The sequence below is a fragment of the Bradyrhizobium sp. genome (genome assembly GCF_019242285.1).
Classification (GTDB): Bacteria; Pseudomonadota; Alphaproteobacteria; order Rhizobiales; family Xanthobacteraceae; genus Bradyrhizobium.
Window position 1 is genome coordinate 1 of sequence record NZ_JAFAVV010000246.1, and the last position, 26011, is coordinate 26011.

Annotated in this window: 18 protein-coding genes and 1 pseudogene; 7 read left to right on the plus strand and 12 right to left on the minus strand. The window is 66.3% G+C overall.

Going from position 1 to position 26011, the window contains the following annotated elements; translation table 11 throughout:
- Positions 1-69 precede the first annotated feature (69 nt).
- The 3 genes from JOY90_RS09445 to JOY90_RS09455 form a co-directional block, all read right to left on the minus strand.
- Positions 70-1017, minus strand: coding sequence for an ABC transporter permease (locus tag JOY90_RS09445; protein WP_291690872.1), 948 nt, complete (start codon positions 1015-1017; stop codon positions 70-72).
- Positions 1018-1254: 237 nt separating this feature from the next.
- Entirely contained in the window at positions 1255-2850 is a 1596-nt protein-coding gene (locus tag JOY90_RS09450; protein WP_291690873.1) for an ABC transporter substrate-binding protein, read from the minus strand.
- 440 nt (positions 2851-3290) lie between these two features.
- Entirely contained in the window at positions 3291-4160 is an 870-nt protein-coding gene (locus tag JOY90_RS09455; protein ID WP_291690874.1) for a LysR family transcriptional regulator, read from the minus strand.
- 82 nt (positions 4161-4242) lie between these two features.
- On the opposite strand from JOY90_RS09455, the gene JOY90_RS09460 reads away from it, so the two are divergent.
- On the plus strand, positions 4243-5442 hold the full coding sequence (locus tag JOY90_RS09460) for a YbfB/YjiJ family MFS transporter (protein WP_291690875.1): 1200 nt from the start codon (positions 4243-4245) through the stop codon (positions 5440-5442).
- Between the two features lie 7 nt (positions 5443-5449).
- Here the strand turns inward: JOY90_RS09460 and JOY90_RS09465 are convergent, their stop codons facing one another.
- The 4 genes from JOY90_RS09465 to JOY90_RS09480 form a co-directional block, all read right to left on the minus strand.
- Positions 5450-6997: an AMP-binding protein gene (locus JOY90_RS09465; RefSeq protein WP_291690876.1), complete on the minus strand. Its 1548-nt coding sequence runs from the start codon at positions 6995-6997 to the stop codon at positions 5450-5452.
- Between the two features lie 15 nt (positions 6998-7012).
- The gene (locus JOY90_RS09470; RefSeq protein WP_291690877.1) at positions 7013-8167 is read right to left on the minus strand and encodes an iron-containing alcohol dehydrogenase; all 1155 of its coding nucleotides are present in this window, start codon (positions 8165-8167) and stop codon (positions 7013-7015) included.
- Positions 8168-8278: 111 nt separating this feature from the next.
- Positions 8279-9628 (minus strand): MFS transporter, encoded by a 1350-nt coding sequence (locus JOY90_RS09475; RefSeq protein ID WP_291690878.1) that lies wholly within the window; start codon positions 9626-9628, stop codon positions 8279-8281.
- 83 nt (positions 9629-9711) lie between these two features.
- The gene (locus tag JOY90_RS09480; protein WP_291690879.1) at positions 9712-10581 is read right to left on the minus strand and encodes a phytanoyl-CoA dioxygenase family protein; all 870 of its coding nucleotides are present in this window, start codon (positions 10579-10581) and stop codon (positions 9712-9714) included.
- Between the two features lie 125 nt (positions 10582-10706).
- Here JOY90_RS09480 and JOY90_RS09485 point away from each other — a divergent pair, with 125 nt between their 5' ends.
- The 5 genes from JOY90_RS09485 to JOY90_RS09505 all read left to right on the plus strand — a co-directional run bounded on the left by JOY90_RS09485 (position 10707) and on the right by JOY90_RS09505 (position 18837).
- Positions 10707-11702 (plus strand): LacI family DNA-binding transcriptional regulator, encoded by a 996-nt coding sequence (locus tag JOY90_RS09485; RefSeq protein WP_291690880.1) that lies wholly within the window; start codon positions 10707-10709, stop codon positions 11700-11702.
- Between the two features lie 289 nt (positions 11703-11991).
- Positions 11992-13155, plus strand: coding sequence for an efflux RND transporter periplasmic adaptor subunit (locus JOY90_RS09490; RefSeq protein WP_291690881.1), 1164 nt, complete (start codon positions 11992-11994; stop codon positions 13153-13155).
- Entirely contained in the window at positions 13152-16316 is a 3165-nt protein-coding gene (locus tag JOY90_RS09495; RefSeq protein WP_291690882.1) for an efflux RND transporter permease subunit, read from the plus strand. The genes JOY90_RS09490 and JOY90_RS09495 overlap by 4 nt, the downstream gene beginning before the upstream one ends.
- A 179-nt stretch (positions 16317-16495) precedes the next feature.
- Entirely contained in the window at positions 16496-17686 is a 1191-nt protein-coding gene (locus JOY90_RS09500; RefSeq protein ID WP_291690883.1) for an ABC transporter substrate-binding protein, read from the plus strand.
- A 170-nt stretch (positions 17687-17856) separates the two neighbouring features.
- The gene (locus JOY90_RS09505; RefSeq protein ID WP_291690884.1) at positions 17857-18837 is read left to right on the plus strand and encodes an AraC family transcriptional regulator; all 981 of its coding nucleotides are present in this window, start codon (positions 17857-17859) and stop codon (positions 18835-18837) included.
- 4 nt (positions 18838-18841) lie between these two features.
- Here the strand turns inward: JOY90_RS09505 and JOY90_RS09510 are convergent, their stop codons facing one another.
- The 5 genes from JOY90_RS09510 to JOY90_RS09530 are packed head-to-tail and all read right to left on the minus strand — an operon-like array spanning position 18842 to position 24250.
- Positions 18842-19237, minus strand: a complete 396-nt coding sequence (locus JOY90_RS09510; protein WP_291690885.1) for an MAPEG family protein — start codon at positions 19235-19237, stop codon at positions 18842-18844.
- Positions 19238-19261: 24 nt separating this feature from the next.
- Entirely contained in the window at positions 19262-20350 is a 1089-nt protein-coding gene (locus JOY90_RS09515; RefSeq protein ID WP_291690886.1) for a lipocalin-like domain-containing protein, read from the minus strand.
- Positions 20340-22802, minus strand: a complete 2463-nt coding sequence (locus tag JOY90_RS09520) for an ABC transporter permease (protein WP_291690887.1) — start codon at positions 22800-22802, stop codon at positions 20340-20342. The genes JOY90_RS09515 and JOY90_RS09520 overlap by 11 nt, the downstream gene beginning before the upstream one ends.
- A complete protein-coding gene (locus JOY90_RS09525) occupies positions 22799-23452 on the minus strand; it encodes an ABC transporter ATP-binding protein (protein WP_291690888.1) in 654 nt (217 codons plus the stop codon). The genes JOY90_RS09520 and JOY90_RS09525 overlap by 4 nt, the downstream gene beginning before the upstream one ends.
- Positions 23453-23491: 39 nt before the next feature.
- Positions 23492-24250 (minus strand): methyltransferase domain-containing protein, encoded by a 759-nt coding sequence (locus tag JOY90_RS09530; RefSeq protein WP_291690889.1) that lies wholly within the window; start codon positions 24248-24250, stop codon positions 23492-23494.
- A 244-nt stretch (positions 24251-24494) separates the two neighbouring features.
- On the opposite strand from JOY90_RS09530, the pseudogene JOY90_RS09535 reads away from it, so the two are divergent.
- Positions 24495-25790, plus strand: a pseudogene (locus tag JOY90_RS09535) (MFS transporter).
- Positions 25791-26011: the final 221 nt, after the last annotated feature.

Here is a 26011-nt window from a genome sequence, read left to right on the forward strand (position 1 = left end):
GGGCGAAGGCTTGCTCCTCAGGATGAGGGCGGAGAGCCTGGAAGCGATGGGTCGCATGGGATCGCTCCTCTATTCAGTGTAGCGGATCCGCGGATCGAACACGGCATAGAGCATGTCGACGGTGAAATTCGCGAACACCACGACGACGGCGATGAACATCACGAGATTCTGCACGATCGGATAATCGCGCCAGCGGATCGCCTCGACCAGGAAGCGCGCGACGCCGGGAATGTTGAACACCGTCTCGGTGACGATCAGGCCGCCGATCAGGAACGCGGCCTCGATGCCGACCACGGTGATGACCGGCAGGATCGCGTTCTTCAGCGCGTGATGGAAATTCACCGAGGCATCGGATGCGCCCTTGGCGCGCGCGGTGCGGATGTAGTCCTGCCGCAGCACCTCCAGCATCGAGGAGCGCGTGATCCGCATCGTCAGCGCCGAGCTGCGGAATGCGACCGCGAGCGAGGGCAGGCAATAGGTCGAGAACATCTCGCCAAGGGTCTTCGGGTTGGGATTGAAGATCGGGATGCTGCCGAACATCGCCACCGACGCCATCAGGATCAGGAGGCCGAGCCAGAAGGAGGGCAGCGACAGCCCGCTCAGGCTGACGACGCGTAGGCAGTAGTCGAGCCTGGATCCCTGATAGACCGCGCTGATGACGCCGAGCGGGATGCCGATCGAGGCGGAGAACAAGAGCGCGATCGCGGCGAGCCGCGCCGTGATCGGGATGCGCGGTAGGATCTCCTCCAGCGCAGGCTTCTCCGAGACGTATGAATAGCCGAGATCGCCATGCAGCAGGCCGAAGATCCAGTGCAGGTATTGCAGGACCAGCGGCTGGTCGATCCCGAGCTGCCGCTCGAGCTCGTGCTTGTCGGCGGGATCGACCATGCCCGCCGCGTCGAACAGGATGTCGACGATGTTGCCGGGCACGACGCGCAGCAGGAAGAAGATGACGATCGAGATGCCGATCAGCGTCACCAGCATCAGGGCAAGGCGTCGCACGATATAGGCAAGCACCTTCCTAACTCCTTCGATCGGCCTGATGGGCAATCGCACGGGGTGCAATCGTTCGGGGCCTCATGGTTCGAGACGCGCGGCGTTGCCGCGCCCTCACCATGAGGGTCTGGCATTTCGCCGCGAGCACAGCCCTCATCCTGAGGAGCCCGCCGGAGGCGGGCGTCTCGAAGGATGAGCCGCGAAAAGGCTGCCTTCCCATCGATAGCCCTGGATCGGCCGGGTGGCTTGGATGCAATGTCACTTGTCGAGCCACACATCCTCGTAGCGATAACCGTTATAGGAGCTGTTCACCATCACCGTGACACCCTTGACGTAGGGTTGCCAGCAGGTGCCGGTCCGGGCGTAGAAGATGATCGGGCGGGCGACGTCCTCCTGCAGCTTCTTGTCGATCTCCCAGACCAGCTTCTTGCGCTTGTCGAGGTCGGTCTCCTCCGACTGCTGGTCGAACAGCTTCTCGATGTCGCGGTTGCAGTAGTTGGTGTAGTTGCGTTCCGAGCCGCAGGAATAGTTCTCGTAGAAGGTCTGGTCGGGATCGTCGACGGCGTTGCCGGTGAGATTGAGGCCGAGCGCATAGTCGCGCCGCGCCACCTTCGGGAACCATTGTGCCGTGTCCACCACGTCGAGCTCGCCGTCGATATAGATGCTCTTGAGCTGGTCGATCAGGATCACGGCTGGGTCGCGGTAGACCGCGATGTTGCGGGTGGAGACCTTGACCTGGAGATGCTTGTCGGGGCCGAAGCCCGCCTTCTGCATCAGCTTGCGTCCCTCCTCGCGGTTGGCCTCGATATTGGGGCCGTAGCCGGGAATGGATGCCAGCATTTCCTTCGGCATCGCCCACAGCCCTTCGGGCGCGGGCTGCATCGAGGCGCCGACGTCGCCCTGGCCTTCGAACATGATCGAGATGAATGCCTTGCGGTCGAGCGCCAGCGCCAGCGCATGGCGGATGTCGGCATTGTTGAACGGCGGATCGGAGGAGTTGACGATGATGTTGGTGGCGACGTTGTTCGGCGCCACCACGCAGGTTGCGTTCGGCGCCTGCGCCTTGACGTCTTTCAGCAGCGGGATCGACACTTCCGTCGGGAACGTCATGTCGAACTTGCCGGCGACGAAGGCAAGGATCGCGGTCGATCGGTTCGGGATGATGGTGAATTCGATGCCGTCGAGATGCGGCAGGCCCTTCTTGAAGTAGTCGGGGTTGCGCACGAGCTTGATCGACTCGTTGGCCTTGAACTCGACGAACTTGAACGGGCCGGTGCCGATCGGATGGGTGCGCATCTCCGCCGGCGAGACGTGGCAGGGATAGACCGGCGTGTAGCCCGAGGCGAGCAGCGAGAGCAGCGACGGCTGCGGTCGTTTCAGGTTGAACGACGCCTCGGTGTCGCCGTTGGTGGTGACGTCGTTGACCTGATCGTACCACGCCTTGCGCGGGTTCTGGCGGAACTTCTGCTGCGATTTGCCCATCAGCATGTCGAAGGTGCACTTGACGTCGGCTGCGGTGAACGGCTTGCCGTCATGCCATTTCACGCCCTGCCTGAGCTTGAACGTCAGCGTCTTCCTGTCGGCGCTCCAGGCCCAGCTCTCGGCCAGTTCCGGGACGATGTCGTCCATGCTGTTCTGGGCCTTGTTCTGGTCGAAGATGACGAGGTTGTTGAACACCGGCATGAAGGGAATGTTGACCGAATAGGTTGCGCCCTCGTGGATCGAAGCGCTGCCGGGGCTGTCGCGGTGGTAGATCCGGAGGATGCCGCCCTGCTTCGGCTCTTCGGCGCGGGCCGCGCCCGACAGCATCAGCAAAGACAACAGTGCGGCGGCAAAAGCGCGTCCGCGGCGCATGGCTTTCTCCCCTTCGTTCGGCCTTGTTCCGATGGCCCTATTTCTGGCCCGATGTCCCGGCCGATTGCGGCAGGACGATAGCCAGCGCAAGGAGCCGAAGCAACCGCCAAGGCCCTGCGTCACATTGATAATTCGGCGGACACGTGTAGCGCGGTTGGTGGCGCGTTGCGGTCGTATTCAACGTCTCAAACAGCAAGGTGCGCGGGTGGGCCAGGCGGCGTCTTGCACTGAAGCGCGCCACACCAAGACGAGAGCGTGCCCACCATGTGTCGACAGCACGGCTCGCGATGGTGGGCACGCTCCTTTCCTTGCGTGGCATGCTTTGGTGCAAGACGCGCTTAGCCCACCCGACGGAATTGAGACATGCATTCGCGTTCTCGCGGCATGAGCCCGAGCTGTGCATCGATCCACCCTCCGCAAAATCAAAGAGGGCGTGCCTGTCAGCGCTTCTGCTTCGGCTGGGACAGAACCAGCGTGCGCAGCGCGAGCACGGAGGCGGATGTTTCGCCGCGGCGCCAGACCAGCGGCGTCGTGATGTCGGACTGTGCCTTCGGGATCGAATGCCGCAGCACCTTCGCCTGCGGCATGGCGTCGAGCACCGCCTCCGGCATCAGCGCGATGCCGGCGCCCGCGGTCACGCAGGCGACGATCGCGTGATAGGACGCGAGCTCCAGCACACGCAGGGTCGCGAGGCTGTCGCGCCCAAGCCAGCGCTGCAGCACGCGCCGATAGGCGCATCCTTCCGGAAAGGCGATGATCGAATCGCCCTCGACGTCGCGCGGCCGCCTGATCGGCGCATGATCGGCGCTGGAGATCAGCGTCAGGCGTTCGGCGAACACCGGGACATGCTCGAACGAATCCGCACGCGGCGGCTCCGAAATGAAGGCGGCGTCGAGCTTCCGCTCGGCCAGCCGCTCCAGCAGCCCATCGTTGGTGCCGGTCGAAAGCTCCAGCCGCACGTCCGGATGACGGGCGTGGAAGGCCGCGAGAATCGGCGGCAGCCGGCTCGCGGTCGTGCTCTCCAGCGCGCCCAGGCGGAAGGTGCCGCGCGGCGCCGTTCCCGACACCGCGTCGCGCGCCTCGTCCGAGAGCCGGATCAGCCGCTCGGCGTAGTCCCGCAGCAATTCGCCGGCCGGCGACAGATGCAGCCGCTGCCGGTCGCGATGGAACAGCTTCACGCCCACCGACGCTTCGAGCTGCTTGATGCGGGTCGTCACCGCGGAAGGAACGCGGTGCAGCTTCTGGGCGGCGCGGATCACCCCGCCCTCGTCGACGACGCTCTTGAACACCTGGAGATCAGCGAAGTTCATGCGGCCACCATTCATTTATCGAGAATAACAAAGGCTGTCATTTTCAATATTCTAGAACATTCCGGTGGTGTAATCGAGAGCAATGAACGAGAAATCAGCGATACCGTCCGCCGCCCTTGCCGCGCTCATCGGCCTGCTGGCGCTGGCGAGCGCGATGGGCATCGGCCGCTTTTCCCTGACACCGATCCTGCCGCTGATGCAGGGCGATGCCGGTCTGACGCTGGCGCAGGGCGGCTGGCTCGCGATCGCCAATTATGTCGGTTACCTCGCGGGCGCGCTGTCCTGCATCGCGCTGGCACCGCGGCCGGCGCGCGCGATCCGGTGGGGTCTGGTGGCGGTCGGGCTGACCACGCTCGCGATGGGCTTCGCCGGGGGGCAGCCGCTATGGCTGGTCTTGCGCTTTCTCGCCGGCGTGGCGAGCGCCTTCGTTTTCGTCGGGACCTCGGCCTGGGCGATGCCATTGCTCACGCGGCACGGCCGGGAGCAATGGGCGGGCCACGTCTTCTCCGGCGTCGGCATCGGCATCGCGTTTGCTGGCCTGTTCGGTCTCGTCGCCGGCCTTGGCGCGGTCGGCTCGCGCGCGACCTGGATCGCGCTCGGCACCGTCACCCTCACGCTGGTCGCGGTGCTTTGGCGTCCGCTCGAGGCCGATGCCGGGCAGGCGGCGCCGGCACGAGAGCCGTCTCTCCGCAGGCTGCCAGGTCCGGCGCTGGTCGCGGCCGCCTGCTACGCCGCCTTCGGCTATGGCTACATCATCCCGGCAACTTTCCTTCCGGCGGTGGCACGCGGCTATGTCGATGATCCCAGGCTGTTCGGGCTGATCTGGCCGGTGTTCGGGGTTGCCGCGGCGCTCTCGACCTTCGCCAGCGCCTGGCTCGGCCGCAGCCTCGCGCCGCGGCAATTGTGGATGCGGGCGAAATGGGTGCTCGCCGCCGGCGTGCTCGCGCCAGCGCTCGCCGTCAACGTGCCGACGCTGCTGCTGTCGGCGTTGTGCGTCGGCGGCACCTTCGTGATCATTACCATGGCGGGTATCAAGGAGGCGCTGCGGCTCGGCGGCGCGCCGGCCTCGCAGGCGGTCGCGGTGATGACGGCCGCGTTCGGCGCCGGCCAGATCGCGGGCCCCCTGACGGTGAGCCTGCTCGCCCGTTCGGATCACGCCTTTGCCTGGGCGAGCGCCATCGCCGCACTCGGCCTCGTCATCAGCAACGGCGTGCTGCTGCTGACCAGCCGGACGCGCGGGACTGCGCCGCAGCCGGCCGAGCTTGGCGTGCCGGCGGAGTGAGGCGCGCCTATACGATCCGCGAGTTCTTGTTGCCCCAGTAGCGGTCGCGCAACAGGCGCTTGTAGAGCTTGCCGGTCGGCAAGCGTGGCAGCTCGTCCTCGAAATCGATCGAGCGCGGCACCTTCTGGCGCGACAGCGACTGGCCGCAGAAGGCGATCAATTCCTCGGCGAGCGCCTCGCACGGCTCGATACCGGGCATCACCTGCACCACCGCCTTGACCTCCTCGCCGAGATCGGGATGGGGCACCCCGAACACCGCGGCATCGGCGATCTTCGGATGGGTGATCAGCAGGTTCTCGCATTCCTGCGGGTAGATGTTGACGCCGCCGGAGATGATCATGAAGGTGGCGCGGTCGGTGAGATAGAGATAGCCGTCCTCGTCGACATAGCCGACGTCGCCGACCGTGCTCATCGTGCCGTCCGCCGAGCGTGCCTCGGCCGTCTTGGCCGGATCGTTGAAATATTCAAACGGCGAGGCGGTCTTGAACCACACGGTGCCGGGCGTGCCGGCCGGGCACTTCTGCATGTTCTCGTCGAGAATGTGCAGGTCGCCGAGCAGCACTTTGCCGACGGTGCCGCGATGCGCGAGCCATTCCTGCGAGTTGCACGCGGTGAAGCCGAGGCCTTCGGTGGCGCCGTAATATTCCTGGATGATCGGCCCCCACCATTTGATCATGTCGTCCTTGACCAGCACCGGACAGGGTGCGGCGTCGTGGATCGCGATCTCCAGCGACGACAGATCGTAGCGCGTGCGCACCTGATCGGGCAGCTTCAGCAGGCGCGAGAACATGGTCGGCACCAATTGGCTATGGGTGACGCCCCATTTCTCCACGAGCTGCAGGTAATGCTCGGGGTCGAACTTCTCCATGATGATCGCGGTGCCGCCCATGCGAATGGTCAGGTTCACCGCGGCCTGCGGCGCCGAATGATACAGAGGCGCGGGCGAGAGATAGATCATGCCCTCGCGGTACTGCCAGAGTTTTATCAGGAAATCGAACATCGGCAGGTTCTGTTCCGGCGGCACCTCCTGCAGCGGACGCAGGATGCCCTTCGGCCGGCCGGTGGTGCCGGACGAATACAGCATCGCGGTGCCGATCATCTCGTCAGCGATCGGCGTTGTCGGCAAGCCGGCGGTCGCTTCCGAAAGGCCCATGATGCGATCGCTCTCGCCCGGTCCATCGACGACAATGCAGAGCTCGACCTTTGTCTCTTTCAGCGCCTCGCGCGCGACGTCGAGCTTCGCCACTGATGTGACGAGGATGCGGGATTGGCTGTTGTTGAGGATATAGGCGAGCTCGGCCGGCGTGAGAAAGGAATTGACGCAGGTGAAATACAGGCCGGAGCGCTCACCGGCGCCGCAGGCTTCGAGATAGCGGTTGTTGTTCTCCATGAAGATCGCATAGTGGTCGAGCCGCTTCAGCCCGTGCCGGCGAAACAGATGCGCCAGGCGGTTGCTGCGCGCGTCCAGCTCCCGATAGGTCACAGCCTCGCCGGTGCTCGCCATGATGAAGGCAGGTTGCAATGGCCGCAGATGCGCATGCTTGCCGGTATACATGGTCGGGCGGTCCTCCTATGCGGCGAGGTCGAGGATTTCGCGGACCTCGGCGGGGCCGCCGATATGGCGCGGATTGCGCGGCACCCAGGGCGTCATCATCGATTGCCTGGCGATCTCGTCGAAATGTTCGGGGGCGATCTTCACCTCGCGCAGGCTGCGCGGCATGCCGAGCGAGCGGATGAAGGCATCGAGCACGTCGCCGGCGTCCTCGCCGGGATGGCCCATGGCAGTCGCGACCAGCGCCTGGCGCTCGGCGTTGGCCGGTTTGTTCCAGCGCATCACGAAAGGCAGCATCACGCAGGACGTGTAGCCGTGCGGCACGCCGTAGGCCGCGCCGAGCACATAGCCGATGCCGTGGCTCGCGCCCATCGGCACGCCGACGGCGAGCGGCCCGGTCGAGAGCCAGGTGCCGATCTGGCAATCCATCCGCGCATCGAGATCGCCGGCGTCGGCCTTCACCCGGGCGAGGCCCTCGGTCAGCATCGAGAGTCCTTTCAGCGCCTGCGCATCGGCATAAGGATGCGCCTCGCGCGAGCAGAGGCCTTCGACGCAATGATCGACGGCGCGGATGCCGGTGGAGAGGAACAGCCATTCCGGCGTGTGCACGGTGATCGCGGGATCCAGGATCACGGCGCGCGGCACGGCGAGATCGTGACGCAGCAACTCCTTGACCTTGGTCCGCATGTTGGTGACGCCGGCAAGGGCGGTGAACTCGCCGCCGGCGATCGTCGTCGGCACGCTGATCTGCCGCACCGCAGGCGGCTGCATCGCGGGCGGGACGCCCTTCACCGCGCGGACCGCGTCGATGCCGTCGACGCTCCTGATGTCGTTGGCGAGGCAGAGCTGCACCGCCTTGGCGCCGTCGGTGATCGAGCCGCCGCCGACGGTGACGATGAGGTCGGCGCCCGCGGCGCGGGCCTGCTCGGCGGCGGCAATGACGGCCTCGCGTGGCGTATGCTGCGGCATCGCGTCGAACACGCCGGCGCAGCGTGGCCCGAGCGCTTGCTTGATCTTGCTGATCTCATCGGTCTGCCGGTTCAACGTCCCGGAGACCATCAGGAAGGCGCGGGAGGCCCCGAGCCGATCCATTTTCTCGACGATGGCACCGGCCGCCGGATGGCCGAATACGACCTCGTCCATGGCGCCGAAAACGACACGGCCCTTGTGCACGCTTGTCCTCCGGGGACATTCCGGCTTCGCCGGTTCTGTTCTCTCGGGAGGATGTTAGCGGAGCAAACCGGCGACGTCATGTGCGAAGATGGCGTTGCGGGACCGGCCGAGTTACGCTCGCAATGGCACCACGTCCGGATGCACCGCGTCGTCAGGCGTGGCGTCGGCGGTGATGTCCTCGGCATAGGTCTCCGGCCCGGCCCAGATCGCGATGGCGGTCAGGCCTGCGAGCAGCGCGGCGTAGCAGGCGACCGGCCACCAGCTTCCGGAGATCGCCACCAGATAGGCGGCGAGGAACGGCGCCGGTCCGCCGGCGAGCAGCGAGCCGAGCTCGCGTGCGAAGGCGAACCCGGCGAAGCGCCGCTGCGGCGGAAACAGCTCGGCGAAATACGCCGCCTGCGGGCCGAACATCGCCGCCGTCACCACGGCGCGGGCGATGATGAAGGCAGCCGCGATGAAGATCCACTGCTTGGTCCCGACCAGCCAGAAGAACGGGAAGGCGAAGGCCACGCCGCAGAGCGCGCCGAACAGATAGACCGGACGGCGCCCGATCCGGTCGGAGAGCGATGCGAAGCCGACGATCGCGAACAGCTCGACGAAGAAGGCGAGCATCAACGCGCTCAGCGCGTCCGCTTTCGGCACGCCCAGCGTGGTGATGACATAGGACAGGCCGAACACCGGGAAGAGATAGCCGAGGCCGTTCTCCGCGAGCCGGGCGCCGAGCACGACCATGAAGTTGCGGGGATGCCGGCGCAGCGCCTCCATCGCCGGGTTCTGCTCGACCTTGCCGCGCGCCACCACCGCCTCGACATAGACGGGCGTTTCCGCCACCCGCAGCCGCACGAAGATGCCGACCAGGATCAGCAGGAAGCTGGCGAGGAACGGCAGCCGCCAGCCCCAGCTCAACAGGTCGTCATGCGACAGCGGCGTCACCAGCGCGAAGGCGCCGGCCGCGAGCAGATTGCCGATCGAGACGCCGAGCGGCGCGAAGCTGCCCCAGAAGCCGCGGCGCTTTGGCGGCGCGTTCTCGACCAGATAGATCACCGCGCCGCCATATTCGGCGCCGGCGCCGAGCCCCTGGATCACGCGCAGGGTGACCAGCAGTAGCGGCGCCCAATAGCCGATCTGGGCATAGGTCGGCAGCACGCCGATCGCGGTAGTGCCGATGCCGATCATCAACAGCGTGGTGACCAGCACCGGCTTGCGCCCGAAACGGTCGCCGAGGATGCCGAACAGGACGCCGCCGAGCGGCCGCACCACGAAGCCGACGCCGAAGGTCAGGAAGGCCAGCATGGTGCCGATGACCGGGTCGCCTTTCGGGAAGAACAGCTCGCCGAACACCAGCGCCGCCGCGGTGCCGTAAAGAAAGAAGTCGTACCATTCGAGCGCGGAGCCGATGCAGGCCGCGATGATCACGCGCAAGCGCGCGGACGCCGATGGCTCGGCCGACATTGCCGTCATTGTTTTACTCCCCGGATGTTTATTGTCATTGTCTTGCAATGCGGACAGCGCGCGGATCGGCCGCGCGCTGTGTCTTGTTCGGCTTATGCCGCCTTGGTGAAGTAGGATTTCTTCGCTGCGGACTGGGTCTCGTAGATCGAGCCCTGGCGCTTGGCGGGCGGCAGCGGCATCCGCACCGGCACGTCGGCCAGCCGTGGCGTGATCACGGTGCCGCCGCTGAGCAGGCGGCTGTTGAACTCGTCGAAATCCTTCACGCCCATCAGCGGCCAGGCGTCGCTGGCTGTGACCTCGTAGAGCAGCAGGTTGCGTGGCCGATTCGAGGTGTTGGTCGCCGAGCCGTGCAGCGCGCGGGCGTGATGGAACGACATGGTGCCGCCCTTGCCGACGCAAGGAACAGCGCGTCTGATTTCTTCGCCGATCAGGTCGGGATCGATCAGGCCGGCGAAATAGCCGTCCTCGTCATGATGGTTCCAGATCTCGCGGTTGTGCGTGCCGGGCGTCACCAGCATCGGCCCGTTCTCGAGATCGCAATCGTCCAGCAATACGCCGATCGCGAGCACGTCGTCATTGGTGTGCGGATAGAACGCCCAGTCCTGGTGCCATTCGACGGGCGAGCCATACTGCGCCGATTTCATGTTGAGCTTGGAGCCGTGTAGCCTGAGCCCCGGGCCGAGCAGTTTTGTCAATATGTCGATCACCGGTTGGCTGCGCACGATCTCGTTGAAGATCGGATGAACCTTGTGCGGGGTCTTGATCCGCCGCACCCGCGGATTGTCGCGGCTATGATTGGGCTCCAGGTCGTAGACGTCGGTGTGCTCGGTCACCTCGGCCGCGCCGGCCACGATTTCCGCTATCACCTGGCGCAGGCGGGTCAGCGCCGCGGCGTCCAGCACGTCGGGCACCATGATCACGCCGTCGCGACGGTAGGCTGCGACATCCTCATCCGAGATCATTCATTTACTCCCTGGTTCGTTCAATTCGGTCATGACAGCGCTATCATTAGCGTATGATAGCGCTATCATTGTGCATCTGCAAGCAGCCTGGTGTATCCAGCCCGGGCCATTTCGACGGTTCCTCGATGATTCCACCCGAGAACGAGCTCCCTGCCGCACCGACCCTGTCCGCCGTGGCGGAGCGGGCCGGCGTGTCGGCCATCACCGTCAGCCGCGTGCTGCGGCTGCCGGACATGGTGGCACCGCAAACCCGGGCCCGGGTCGAAGCGGCGATGCGGGAGCTCGGCTATGTGCCGAACCAGCTTGCCGGTGCGCTCGCCGGCGCGCGCACCAAATCGGTCGGCGTGCTGGTGCCGACCATCGCCAACTCGATCTTCGCCGACACGGTGCAGGGCCTCTCCGACGAACTGGAGCCGCTCGGCTATGCCGTGATTCTCGCGCAGTCGCGCTACGACGCGGCGCGCGAGGACCACATGCTCGCGGCACTGCTGTCGCGACGGCCCGAGGCCATCATCATGGTCGGATCGCCGGCGACCGCGGACGGCGCACGGCTGCTGCGACGCGCCGGCATCCCCGTGATCGAGACCTGGGAACTGCCGCCCGAGCCGATCGACGCGGTGGCCGGTTTCGACAATTACGCCGCGGGCGCGGCCGTCGCCACGCATCTCCTCGCGCAGGGGCGGCAGAGCTTCGCCTTCATCGGCGGCGACGATCCACGCGCGACGCGGCGCTGGAACGGTTTCAACGACACCCTGCTCGGGGCCGGGCAGCTCGCGGCGCGTCGCCTGGTTCTGGCGCGCAATGCCTCCGGCAGCGTGGCGGCGCTCGCGGAATTGCCCGGCGTCGACGCGGTGTTCGCGGCGAACGACGCCCATGCCATCGGCTTCATGTCGGGGCTGCGGCAGGCCGGCCTGCTGCGGGAAGGGCCGGCGGCGGCGCAGCCGGTCGCCGTGGTGGGGCTGGGTGATCTCGAAATGGGTCGGCTGATCGCGCCGAGCCTGTCTACCATCCGCGTCCATGGCGATGCGATCGGCCGCACGGCCGCGCGATTGATGCTGACGCGCGAGGGGCCGCGCCGCATCGATCTCGGTTTCGAGCTGGTGCTGCGCGACAGCGGCTGACCGTAGGCGGCGCCGGTGCCCGGTGGCAAGCTGCCCAACCAGGCAGTTTTCACATTCAAACGATTATTCCACCTTCGTCGTCCAACTGAAAAAAATTTGCGCCACAAAACTGGCCCAGGAAGATGCAAAGTGTGACCGAGACCGGCCGGCGGGCCGTCTTGGCGGTGGCGCGACCGGAAACATCCGTGGTTCCCGCGCCGACAGGGGGGCGGCGTTGGTTCGCCGCACAGGGCGGAGGGTAGGTTCGTTGAGCGTCGCGACTCCATCTTCATTTTTCGGTCGAAACATCATGGCTGGCATCCGACATCTGGGCGCCCTCTCGACATCGATCCTGTTGGCCGGCCTGCTTGCCGGTTGCGATCAGAAACCGCAGGCCGCCGCGGCCGCACCGCCGGCGCTGCCGGTCACGGTGGCACCGCCGGTGAAGCGCACGGTCACCGATTGGGACGAGTTCACCGGCCGCTTCGAGGCGGTCGAGGAAGTTCAGGTCCGCGCCCGCGTCGGCGGCTTCGTCACCAATGTCGAGTTCAAGGACGGTGACATGGTGCATGCCGGCGACCTGCTCTACATCATCGATCCGCGGCCGTTCGAGGCGGTGGCGGCCCAGGCGGACGGACAGCTCGCGGATGCGCGCGCCAAGACCGAGCTTGCCAAGCGCGAGCTCGATCGCGGACTGAACCTGGTCCAGACCAGCGCCGTCTCCGAACAGACCGTCGACCAGCGCCGCCAGGCGCTGCAGGCCGCGCACGCCTCCGAAACCATCGCCGAAGGCGCGCTGAAGGCCGCCCAGCTCAACGTCGAGTTCACGCATGTGGTGGCGCCGATCAGCGGTCGGGTCAGCCGCCATCTCGTCAGCATCGGCAACCTCGTGAGCGGCAGCGACAATGGCAACTCGACGCTCTTGACCACCATCGTCTCGATGGACCCCATCTACTTCTATTTCGACGTCGACGAAGCGACCTATCTCAAGAACAACAGGCTGTGGTTCGAGGGCCGGCGGCCGAGCTCGCGCAACACCGCCAATCCGGTGCAGGTGACGCTGGTCGGCGAGACGAAGCCCTCGCATGACGGCCATATGGATTTCCTGGACAACCGGCTCGACGTCTCCACGGGCACGCTGCGCAGCCGCGCCGTGATCGACAACCATGACCTGTCGATATTGCCCGGCCAGTTCGGCCGCGTACGGCTGATCGGCAGTTCGCCCTACGAGGCGCTTTTGATTCCTGACACCGCGATCGGGACCGACCAGTCGCGCAAGATCGTGTTCGTGGTCAAGGATGACGACACCGTCGAGGCGAGGCCGGTGATGCTCGGCCCGCTGGACGACGGTCTGCGCGTGATCCGCGAAGGCCTGAAGGCGGAGGACCGCGTCATCGTCGACGGCATCCAGCGCGCCCGCGTCGGCGCCAAGGTTACTCCGCATCCGGTACAAGGCGCAGGCGGCAAGTCATGAACCTCGGCCGCCTCTCCATCAACCAGCCGATCCTCGCGATGGTGTTGTCCATCGTGCTGCTGATCGTCGGCGCGCTCGCCTACACCACGCTGCCGGTCGCGGAATATCCGCAAGTCGTGCCGCCTACCGTGGTCGTTACCGCGCAATATCCGGGCGCCTCGGCGCAGACCATCTCCGACACGGTCGCGGCCCCGATCGAGCAGCAGATCAACGGCGTCGAGGACATGCTGTACATTTACAGCCAGGCGACCTCGAACGGCCAGCTCACCATCACCATCACGTTCAAGCTCGGCACCGATCTCGACAAGGCCCAGGTGCTGGTGCAGAACCGCGTCGCGATCGCTCAGCCGCAACTGCCGGAGGAAGTGCAGCGCATCGGCGTCGTCACCCGCAAGAACAGTCCCGACATTCTGATGGTCGTGTTCATGCTGTCGCCGGACGACACGTTCGACCAGCTCTACATCTCGAACTACGCGCTGCTCCAGATCCGCGACCAGCTGCTGCGGCTCGACGGCATCGGCGACATCCAGATCTTCGGCGCCCGCGACTATTCGATGCGGCTCTGGCTCGATCCGGACAAGATCGCCAATATCGGGCTCACCGCCGGCGATGTGCTGGCGGCGATCCGGGCGCAGAACCTGCAGATCACCGGCGGCCAGCTCGCAGGTCCCCCGATCGGCGACCGCGCCTTCCAGCCCAACCTCACCTTCACCGGGCGGCTCCGCGACATCGACGAGTTCGAGAACATCCTGATCAAGGCCGGCGCCGACGGCCGCACCGTGCGTCTGCGCGACGTGGCGCGGATCGAGCTCGGCGCGCTCGACTATTCCACCAACAGCTTCCTGTTGCGCAAGACCGCGGTCGCGATGCTGGTGACGCAGCGCCCCGGATCGAACGCGCTGGCGACCGCCAAGGGCATCTCCGATACCATGACGAAGCTCAAGGCGAACTTCCCGAAGGGGCTCGACTACAATATCGGCTACAACCCGACCGAGTTCATCGCCCAATCGATTCACGAGCTGATCAAGACCATCTACGAGGCGATGATCCTGGTGGTCGTCGTGGTGCTGGTGTTCCTGCAGGGCTACAGGCCGGCGATCATCCCGATCGCCGCGATCCCGGTATCGCTGGTCGGCACCTTCGCGATCATGGCCGCGCTCGGCTATGCCATCAACAATCTCACGCTGTTCGGCCTCGTGCTTGCCGTCGGCATCGTGGTCGACGACGCCATCGTCGTGGTGGAGAATGTCGAGCGGCATCTGCGCGACGGCATGGGCCGCAAGGATGCGGCGCTCCGGACCATGGAGGAGGTCGGCGGCGCGCTGGTCTCGATCGCGCTGGTGCTGTGCGCGGTGTTCGTGCCGACCGCCTTCCTCGGCGGCCTCTCCGGACAGTTCTTCCAGCAATTCGCGGTGACGATCGCGGTCGCGACCGCGATCTCCTGCTTCTGCTCATTGACGCTGTCGCCGGCCTTGGCCTCGCAGATCCTGGTGCCGCACGAGGCGAAGCGGCCGGCGGCGCGCTGGAACCTGATCGGGCGCGGCTGGGAGGCCTTCACTGGCGTGTTCAACCGCGGCTTCGACCGCCTGTCCAATTTCTATGCGGATGCGGCCGGCTTCGTGATCCGCTATCGCATCGTGATGCTGCTGATCTATGTCGTGCTGATCGGCAGCGCCGGCTGGCTGCTCGCGACCACCCCGCAGGGCTACATCCCCGCGCAGGATCGCGGCTATGTCATCATCTCGGCGCAGCTGCCGGGCGCCGCCTCGCTGGCGCGAACCACCGAGATCGTGCGGCGGATCGAGACGACCGCGCTGGATACGCCGGGCATTATCCGCGTCGCGGCGTTCTCCGGCCTGTCGGGCGCCACGCGGACCCAGGCCAGCAACGCCGCCGCGCTGTTTCCGGTGTTCGAGGAGCCGGAGATCCGGCTGAAAAAGGGCCTGACGGCGAGGGCGATCACCGCCGATCTGCGCAAGCGCCTGTCCGCGATCGAAGGCGCCTTCATCATCGTGATCCCGCCGCCGCCGATTCCCGGCATCGGCACCGGCGGCGGCTTCACCATGCGCATCCAGGATCGCCAGGGCCGCGGCCCCGAGCTTCTGGCAAAGGCGACCGACGAACTGGTCGGCGCCGCACGCAGGGCACCGGGGCTGACCTCGGTGTTCTCGCCGTTCACCGCCAACACGCCGCAGGTGTTCGTCGACATCGACCGCATCCGGGCGCAGAAGCTCGGCGTGCCCATCCAGAACATCACCGATACGATCGAGACCTATTTCGGTTCGGCCTATGTCAATGACTTCAATCTGTTCGGCCGTACCTACCACGTCACGGCGCAGGCCGACCTGCCGTTCCGGAAAGAGAACTCGGACCTCGCGCGGCTGCGCACCCGCAACGCCGCCGGCGACATGGTGATGCTCGGCAGCGTGGTGGACTTCAAGGACATCTCGGGTCCCGACCGCGTCGCGCGCTACAATCTCTACCCGGCCGCCGAGCTGCAGGGCGACACCCTGCCCGGCGTCAGCTCGGCCACCGCGATCAACGTCATGAAGCAGCTCGCCGATGAGACGCTGCCGAGCGGCTTCTCCTACGACTGGACCGACCTGTCCTATCAGCAGGTCAATGGCGGCAATGCCGGGCTCCTGGTATTCCCGATCTGCGTGCTGTTCGTCTATCTGGTGCTGGCCGCGCAATATGGCAGCTGGAGCCTGCCATTCGCGGTCATCCTGATCGTGCCGATGTGCCTGCTCGCCGCAACCCTCGGCGTGCGGATCATGGGGCAGGACGTCAACATCCTGACCCAGATCGGCTTCGTGGTGCTGGTCGGGCTCGCCGCCAAGAACGCGATCCTGATCGTCGAGTTCGCCCGCGACATCGAATCGGAGGGCCGCGACCGCCTGGAGGCCGTGATCGAGGCCTGCCGGCTCCGCCTGCGGCCGATCCTGATGACGTCATTCGCCTTCATTCTCGGCGTGCTGCCGCTGGTGGTCTCCACCGGCTCCGGGGCGGAAATGCGCCAGGCGGTCGGGGTCGCCGTGTTCTTCGGCATGCTCGGCGTGACGCTGTTCGGTCTGATCTTCACGCCGATCTTCTATATGGTGGTGCGCAACCTCGCCGACGGCGGCAAGCACAAGGCCCTGAAGCCGGCCGTGGCGGCATAGCGCGTGATCCTATTTGGTCGGGTGGTCATAGCACCGACGGTGCTCACCTCTCCGCAGGGGCCCCGGTGGGGAGAGGTGAACCGAGTGCGTCGCGCGATGCGCGCCTGCGTCATGAAACCCATGGGCAGGCTGTGCTTTTTGAAATATCCTGCCGCCATCAACCTGCTGGGGAGGACTAGATGAAGTTTGGATTGTTGGCGGCGGTCAGCATCGGGGCGGTCTTGGTCGCGATGCCGGTCCAGGCGCAGGGCGTCAAGATCGGCATCCTGAACGACCAGTCCGGCGTCTATGCCGATTATGGCGGCAAATATTCGCTCGAGGCCGCGCACATGGCGGTCGAGGACTTTGGTGGCGAGGTGCTCGGCCAGAAGATCGAGATCGTCACCGCCGATCACCAGAACAAGCCCGATCTCGCCACCGCGATCGCGCGGCGCTGGTATGATTCCGAAGGCGTCGACATGATCACCGAGCTCACTACCTCCTCGGTGGCGCTCGCAGTGCAGGATCTGTCGAAGGAAAAGAAGAAGATCGACATCGTGGTGGGCGCCGCGACCTCCCGTATCTCGGGCGATGCCTGCACGCCTTACAGCTTCCACTGGGCCTACGACACCCGCGCGCTCGCGGTCGGCACCGGCGGCGCGCTGGTGAAGTCCGGCGGCGACAGCTGGTTCTTCCTGACCGCCGACTACGCCTTCGGCTATGCACTGGAGAAGGACACCAGTGACATCGTCACCGCCAATGGCGGCAAGGTGGTCGGCTCGGTCCGCGTGCCAATGAACTCGTCCGATTTCTCCTCATTCCTGCTGCAGGCGCAGAGCTCGAAGGCGAAGATCGTCGGCCTCGCCAATGCCGGCCTCGACACCACCAACTCGATCAAGCAGGCGGCCGAATTCGGCATCGTCAAGGGCGGGCAGAAGCTCGCCGGCCTGCTGATGACGCTGTCGGAAGTGCACGGGCTCGGGCTCGAGGCTGCCCAGGGGCTGGTCCTGACCGAAGGCTTCTATTGGGATCACGACGACAAGTCGCGCGCCTTCGCCGAGCGCTTCATCAAGCGCACCGGCCATATGCCGAGCATGATCCATGCCGGCACCTATTCGGCGACGCTGAGCTATCTGAAGGCCGTGAAGGCGGCGGGCACCAAGGACTCCGATGCGGTGGCCAAGAAGCTGAAGGAGCTGCCGGTCGACGACGCCTTCGCGCAGGGCAAGGTGCTCGCGAACGGCCGCATGGTGCACGACCTCTATCTGTTCGAGGTCAAGAAGCCTTCCGAATCCAAGAAGCCGTGGGATTACTACAAGCAGATCGCGGTGGTGCCCGGCGACAAGGCGTTCTTCACGGCCCAGGAAAGCGGTTGCCCGCTGACGAAGTGAGGCACGCCGTCCGTCGGGCTCGGACTCGACGAGGTGCAGATCGGCGAGCGGCAGGCGCCGGGTGCCGTTGCTCGTGCCTCGCGACGACGTGTCGCTCCATTCGACGCTGGATGATTACCGCCATCCCATGATACCATTGACGACGTCTCTGCATTCGATGAGTAGCTGCGATGGTCGATGCCGCTGCACGGCCTCTGCATCGTTTCCCAGTATTCTCCACGTCCAACGCGGATGAGTTCACCCATCTCGCCTCGAAGCTCCTGGGCGCGACCCGGATCGACCTGCCGGAGGCGCGCGCGTTCACGGCGCGCGTCAATCTCATCGAGCTGACGGAGGTTCGGCTCGCCTTCGGTGCCACCACCTGCGAGTTCGCGGCCAATCATGTCGCGGCCGATTTCGTCCGGCTGCAGATCGCCCACAAGGGTCGCGCCAACACCTCGGCCGGCGGGATCATCACGGACATCAACGAGCGCCAGTTCGCGATCACGCCTGCCGGCGAACCGTCGCGGACGGCGTGCGAAGCCGCCCATGAGCGCCTGACGCTCCGCCTCGACGAGGCGGCGCTGCGGCGGAAGCTGACCGCGCTGGTCGGCGTCCGGCCGCGCGGTGAACTGACCTTTGCTCCCGCCATCGATGCCGGCCGGCCCTATGCGGAAGGCATGAGGCGGCTGGTGCTGTTCCTGGCGGAGCAGCTCAACCCGAGCGCCGCAAGCTTGCCGTCCGCCGCCCATGCCGAGCTGGAGCAGGCGATCGAGACCGCCTTCCTGTTCGCGAGCAGGCACAGCTTCAGCCACCTGCTGGGACGGCAGGAAAAGGCGCCGGCCTCCGGCGTCGTGCGCCGGATCGAGGAGTACATCGAAGCCAATTGGCAGGACGGCGTCACGATCGAGCGCCTCGCGGCGGTGGCCGGTGTCAGCGCGCGATCGATCTTCCGCGCCTTCGAGGCGGCACGCGGCTATTCGCCGATGGCGTTCGCGAAAACGGTTCGGCTCAAGCGCGCGCGTGATGCGCTGCTATCGGGCGACCCCAGGGTCAATGTCACCGGCATTGCCTTCGAATGCAATTTCGCCAATCCGGGCCACTTCGCCAGGGATTATCGCAGCGCGTTCGGGGAGCTACCGTCCGAGACGCTGCTGCGCGCACGGCGTTGAACCGTCACGCTGCGCTGACCATCCGCCAGATGACGGCGCCGAGCGCGCCGATCCACAGCGCGATGGAAGCCAGCGCCTGGATACCGAAGCCCGGTCCGCGCTTCTCCACGGCCACGGCATAGCCGATCATGTAGAGAATCCGACCGATGATCCACACCAGGCCGATGCCGGCCGCAACCGCATCGCTGATGTAGACCGCGAACAGCCACAGCGACGGCAGGAAGATCGGCATCCATTCCAGCGTGTTCATCTGCACGCGAAACACGCGCTCGAAATCGGGATGACCCGCGATCGCCGGAAGCTTGACGCCATATCTGGCGCGCGCACGCGCCACACGGGCACAGGTGATGAAGTAGACGAGAATGGCGAGGCAGGTGACGAGCGCGGTGTAGTGATACATGTGCAATCCCCCTTGGTAGCGCGCTTAATATCCCGTCAGCTCCAGATAGCCGACGCCTTCGTGGCTGCCGTGAAAGCTGATCGGGCCTTCCCAATAGGGAATGCTCGTGCCCATCCAGGCCCTCGGATTGAGTGGCACACAATCGATCGCGAGCGCAAGCGATGGGATCGCGAGATGCCAGCGCACGGGCAGCGTGTGCCGCTCGATCTCGACCGATCCGCGTGGCGTCAGCTCGATGTCGGATGGGGCGATTTGCCGCCCGCGGCCGTCGGGTGAAATCCAGTTGCCGGAAAGATAGGGACTGCCGTCGCGCTGGCGGAGCCGGTACAGCATCAGCTTCTCGCCGGACTTGAAATGCAGCGCGAACCAGTCCCACCCGGTCTGGTCGGGCGCCAGCAACTGGCTGCTCCATTCGCGGTCCAGCCAGGCCTGGCCGGTGACATCGACCGGCTTGTCGTCGACGCCGATGCGGCCACGCACGGTGAAAAACGGCTGGCTGTAATAATAGGTCGCCTGCTCGCCGTTCGACTTCCTGATGTAGCCGCCGTCGCCCTGCAGCACCAGCGGCGTGCTCGCGTCGAGATGCAGCGCGTAGGAAAAGTCTCTTGCCGATGCCGTCAGTTCGAGCGGCGCGACGGTCTGCGCGTTCATGCCGTCGAGGCCGCGCATCTGCCACGAATCGATCCAGGCCCGGAACGGCTGCGTCTCGACGCCGGCCTGGCCGATACCGCCGCGGGCAAAAGTCTGGCTGGTGCGATGAAATTCGGCGCCTGTCACGGCGGCATGCGCCATCCAGACCTGCTGATTCGCCCAGCCCTCGCGTTCGCCGCCGGGCGCCATCGCCTGGCGGAACAGCGTCCACTGCATGCCATAGGCGATGCCGTCGGGCCCGCTGAGGTTGGCGGTCACGTACCACCACTCGATGCGAAAATCCGGGTGCGGCCCGTGATCGGCCGGAAACGAGAACACCTTGCCGGGCATGACGTGGGCAAAGCCCTGTGCGCTGTCGCTCAAGCCGGCGAAGCCTTGCGCGCCAGCGCGCGTAACACCGAGGCCAAGCGATGTCAGCGCACCGAGTCCGAAGTGGCGGCGTGTGATCACGCTAGCGTTCATTGGCGAACACTTTCACGAGGCTGGCCGGCTGCATGCGCGCCAGCCGGGCGACCGGCAGCAGCGAAGCCAGCAGCGAGGCGCCCATCGCCACCGCCACGAGCTTCAGCAGCTCGAATGGAAAGACATGGAACGGCAGGCGCCAGCCGAACGCCTTGACGTTGACGATCGCGATCAGGCACCAGGCCACGGCGAGGCCGAGCGGCAGCGCGAACAGCGCCGTGATCAGCGCGACTGACAGCGTCTTGGTGAGCTCGATCGCGGCAATCCGCTGCCGGGTCACGCCGATCGCCCACAGGGGTGCGAGCTGCGGCAGGCGCGAATTGGCCAGCGTCAACAGGCTGGTCAGCAGGGCTATGCCGGCGACGCCGAGCGTAAAGGCGTTGAGCGCCGCGGTGACCGCAAAGGTGCGGTTGAAGATGCGGGTCGATTCCGCCTTCACCGTCGCCTGGTCGAGCAGGTTGCGGCCATCGAGGCCGAATTTTTCTGAAAGAGCCGTGATCAGCGCGGGAATCCTGCCGGGGGCTACCCGCAGCGCCAACCGTGTCCTCGGCAATTCCCTGAAATGGCCGAACAGCGCGTTCGCATTCACGGCGATCTGTCCCTTCGGGTTGCCGTAGTCGGCATAAATGCCCGTGACCGCGAGCGGCCACGCGCCGCCGGAGGCCGGCAGTTCGATGCGATCGCCGAGCCCGAGATTCATGCGGCGAGAGAACTGCTCGCTGATGAAGCAGGTCTGGCCTTCGGAAAGCTTCGCCCAGCCGTCCGCATCCGCTTGCAGCAGCGGCCAGTGATCACGATAGGTCGCATGATCGGGAAGCCCGAGCACCTCGACCGGCAGGCCGTCGATCTGCACCTCCGCCCGTCCGCCCTGCATCACGGCGTCGACGTCCGGCCGCGCTTGCAGCCACGTCTTGATCTCGGCGGTCTGTGCGTCGTTGGCCGCGGCGACATAAACGTCGGCGGCGAGCCGGCCGTCGAGCCAGGCCAGGAAGGTGCGGCTGAAGGTCTCCACCATGGTGGCCACGCCGACATTGACGGAGAGCGCGAGCAGCAGCGCCATCAGCGCCAGCGACAGGCCGGAGAGCTGCTGGCGGCTGTCGGCCCAGAACCATTCGGTGAGCGGACGGCGGCTGGCGTGCTGCCCGAGCGACAGCACGAGCTCCAGCAGCGCGGGCAGCACCAGCGCCGCGCCGAGCAGGAGCGCTGCGAGCACGCCGAAGCCGGCGACGAGCGAGGTGCCGAACCACAGCAGCCAGCCGGCGACCGCGAAGATCGCGAGCGCGCCGAGGCTCTGCAGGATCAGCCAGCGCCGTTGCGCCTGCTGCCAGGCCTTGGGCTGCGCGGTGGCGAGCAGCGGCAGCCGGATCGCCTTTGCCAGGCTGGTGCCGGCCGCGGCGAGCGCGCCGACGACGCTGATGAGAAGTCCTGCGATCCACCATTCGCCCCGCAGCGTCAGCTCGCCGGGCACCTCGGCGCCATAGAGGCCGCGCAGCGACGCCGCGACATCGGGCAGCAACGCCCCGGCGATGAAATAGCCGCAGACGAGCCCGATCAGCCCCGCGAGCAGCGCCAGCGACACCAGCTCCCCCACCAGCACGGCGTTCAGCAGTCGCGCGGAAATGCCGCAGGCGCGCAAGGTGCGCAGCATCGGCAGGCGCTGCTCGAAGGCGAGCCCGATCGCCGAATTGACGATGAACAGGCCGACCAGGAACGACAGCAGCCCGAACGCGGTGAGGTTGAGATGGAAGCTGTCGGTCAGGCGCTCGAGATCGGTCTCGGCGTCGGGCTCGAGCAGGCGGAGCGCATCGCCGGCCACGCTCTCCAGCGCCGCGCGCGGACCGTTGGTCTTGCCAATCAGGAGCCGCGAAACCTGATCCTCCTCGTGCAGGAGCCGCTGCGCGACGCCGATGTCGACCACCAGCACGTCGGGCACGAGTTGCGGCTGCGCGACCAGCGGCGGCAGTGCCGCACCGCCGCTGATGTCCGGCGTGGCGCCCTCGGCAAGGCCGAGATCGGCCAGCGTCTCCGCCGCGACCAGGGTCCGCCCCGGCGGGGTCATGAAGGCCTGCAAATCGTTCCTGCCGATCGTCGGTGCATTGCCGACTTCGACCGGCAGGGTCACCGGCTCGATGCCGAGCAGGCGATAGAGACGGCCCTCGATCTGGACGCGGCCTTCGAGCACCGGCGACACCGGCCAGCCGGCGCGGCGCAGCTTCACGAACAATTCCTGCGGGAAAGTCGCGCCGCTGCGGCCGACCAGCGTGGCGGTGCGCGCGCCGCCGAACACGGCGGCCGCACGATCGTAGGAGATGCGCGCCTGCTGGTTCAACGCCTGCACGCCGCTCCACAGCGCGGTGGCGGAGACGAGTCCGATCACGAGCGTCGCGAGCTGCATCGGATGCCGCCGCCAATGGCTGAGCAGCACGGCCAGGGTCCAGAGCGCGCGCCTCATGCGATCCGCCCGGCGTGCAGGGTGACGTGGCGGTCGAGGGTTGCGGCGAGCCGCGCGCTGTGCGTCACCATCAGGAAGCCGCAGCCGGTGCGTTCGACGAGATCGCGGGTCAGCGCCAGCACGCCGTCGGCGGTGGCCTCGTCGAGATTGCCGGTCGGCTCGTCGGCAAGCAGCAGCAGCGGCCTTGTGGCGAGCGCGCGTCCGATCGCGACCCGCTGCTGCTGGCCGCCGGACAATTGCTCGGGATAGCGCCTGAGCAGCGGCGTGAGGCCGAGCCGCTTGACCAGCTCGCCGTGCCAGGCGGCGTCGTGACGGCCGGCGATGCGCGCCTGGAACGCGAGATTGTCGCCGATATTCAGGCTCGGGATCAGGTTGAACTGCTGGAACACCAGGCCGAGCCGGCCGCGCCGCAGCGCCGCCCGTTCTGCATCGGACAGTTTGGTCACGTTGGCGCCGTCCAGCACGATCTCGCCATCATCGGCGGCGTCGAGCCCTGCGATCAGGTGCAGCAGCGTGCTCTTGCCCGAGCCGGATTCGCCGGTGAGCGCGACACGCTCGCCGGCCTTGATGTCGAGATCGACGCCGCGCAGCACGGCGATCTCCTCGCCGGCCGCACGGTAGCTCTTGGTCAGGTTGCGAACGCTCAGCACCGCCTGTTCTTAATCCGCCGCGCCGAGCGGCGCAAAGTCTCAGATCGGCTTCTGGTATTTCAGCACGAATTCGTCGACCGGAACCGCCGGCTTGAACACCTTGTCGTCGCGGGGATCCTCGGGATGGTGCAGGAAATCGCCCTCGGCCACGAGCTTGAAGCCGGCCGCCTCGATTTCCTGGCGCAGCGTCGCTTCCTCGATCCGGTGCAGGGTATGGGCCACGCTCGTGCCGTCGCCTTTCCTGGCGGAATGATCGGCAATGATCAGATAGCCGCCGGGCTTCAGCGCGGCGAACATTTTCGCGTTCATCCTGGCGCGGTCGACCGGCATGTAGGTCACGTCGTGATAGGCGTAGAAAAACGTGATCATGTCGAGATTGGAGACGTCGGGCGGGATCGGATCGTCGAAGTCCCGCACCACATGCACGACGTTCTTCATCGCCGGGCCCTTGGCGCGATTGTCGAACTTGTCCTTGACGATGCGCTCGATGATCGAGGCGGGGTCCTGGGCATAGATCGTGCCGGCCGGCCCGACCGCGCGCGCCAGAAGCTCGGTCGAATATCCGGCATTGGCCTCCATATCGAGCACCTTCATGCCTTCCTTGATGCCGGTGAAGGCCAGCATCTTCGCAGGTTCGCGGCGCTGGTCAGTCTGCCGGTCGGCCTCGCTGCGGTCTGGCGCCGCGACGATCGCCTGGTAGTCCGGCGTCTTGCCATCCTCTGCGACCGCCAATCCCGGAATGAGCATGGAGAGGGCGAAGAGGCCGGCGGCTGCCGCGCAACGAACGGGGCGGGTCATGATGTCTCCGATGTTTGGGGCTGGATATCAGCGGCGTGGTTGCAGATCAGCGTCTCAATGATATGACGACACGATCGTGATCGGGTGCGGGTTGCGTTCACAACAGCGTCAGGCGGTAGCCTGGGCCGCGCATCGCAGCGCACGGGACGGTGCCGAAATGTTGGGTTGCGTGGTCAAGTAACTCGTGCCTAGCATCACAGTTTACGGCCGATAGCAGGGCTCAAACACGTCACAGGGAAGAATCATGGCTGCGCCAGCGACGCCCGGGAATTTGGCAGGGCAGGCGCCGAAGGGCGCCTGGAAAATCACGTTCCTGTTGTTCCTGCTCATGGTGGTCAATTTCGCCGACAAGATCGTGGTCGGGCTGGCCGGCGTGCCGATCGTGAACGAGCTCGAGCTCCAGCCGGAACAGTTCGGGCTGCTCGGCTCGTCCTTCTTCTTCCTGTTCTCGATCTCGGCGATCGTGGTCGGCTTCATCGTCAACCGCGTCGCGACCCGCTGGGTGCTCTTGGTGCTGGCGGCAGTCTGGGCGCTGGCCCAATTCCCGATGATCGGCACGGTCGGCTTCACGACGCTGATGATCTGCCGCGTCATCCTCGGCGCCGGCGAGGGGCCGGCCGCGGCGGTGGCCGTGCACGCTCTTTACAAATGGTTCCCGGATGAGAAACGCACGCTGCCGACCGCGATCCTGACGCAGGGGTCGGCGTTCGGCGTGATCCTCGCGGTGCCGGCGCTGAATTGGATTATCGTCAATCATGGCTGGCACTACGCGTTCGGCGCGCTCGGCGTGGTCGGGCTGATTTGGGTCCTGGCCTGGATGCTGCTCGGCCGGGAGGGGCCGTTGACCGAAACCACGGCAGAGACGGCTGGACCCCGGATTCCCTATCTCCAGCTCCTGACCTCGCGCACCTTCATCGGTTGCGTGCTGGCGAGCTTCGGGGCCTATTGGGCGCTGTCGCTCGGGCTCACCTGGTTCACGTCCTTCGTCGTCAAGGGGCTCGGCTTCTCGCAGCAGGAGGCCGGCTTCATCTCGATCCTGCCCTGGGTTTTCGGCGCGACGGTGGTGCTGCTGACGGGCTGGCTGTCGCAGGCGCTGATGGCGCGCGGTGTCTCCAGCCGCAGGGCGCGCGGCGTGCTCGGCTCCGCGCCGCTCGTGGTCGGCGGCTGCATCCTGGCGACGCTGCCCTATATCCCCGGCGGGGCCCTGCAGATCGCGACGCTGGTGGTCGGGGCCGGCCTGTCCGGATCGATCTATGTGGTCTGCGCGCCGATGCTGGCCGAGTTCAGCCCGGTGTCGTAGCGCGGCGCGGTGATCGCGATCTATGGCGCGCTCTACACGCTGGCCGGCATCATCGCGCCCGCGGTGATGGGCAGCGTGATCCAACGTTCGGACAACATGATCGACGGCTACATGACCGGCTTTACCGTCAATGCGGTGATCCTGGTCGCCTCCGGCCTGCTCGGCCTCTTGCTGCTCTGGCCCAATACCGAACGCGCGCGGCTGTTGGCCACGCAATCCCCCGAGCCGAAATTCGCGTGATCTTGCTCCGCTGCAGCAGGGTGGGCTAAGGGCGCACGGCGCCCGTGCCCACCATTCTCTCGACAGCACGGCGTGTAACGGTGGGTACGCCTCGCCCTCGCTCTTGCGAGCGCTGGCGAAGCTTAGCGCACCCTACGCATCTACGCATCGTGTTTGCTTCACGACGCTGCCGCACCGAACTCCTTGGCTGCCTGCGCGCCGCGCAGCAGGCGGCCGGGGCG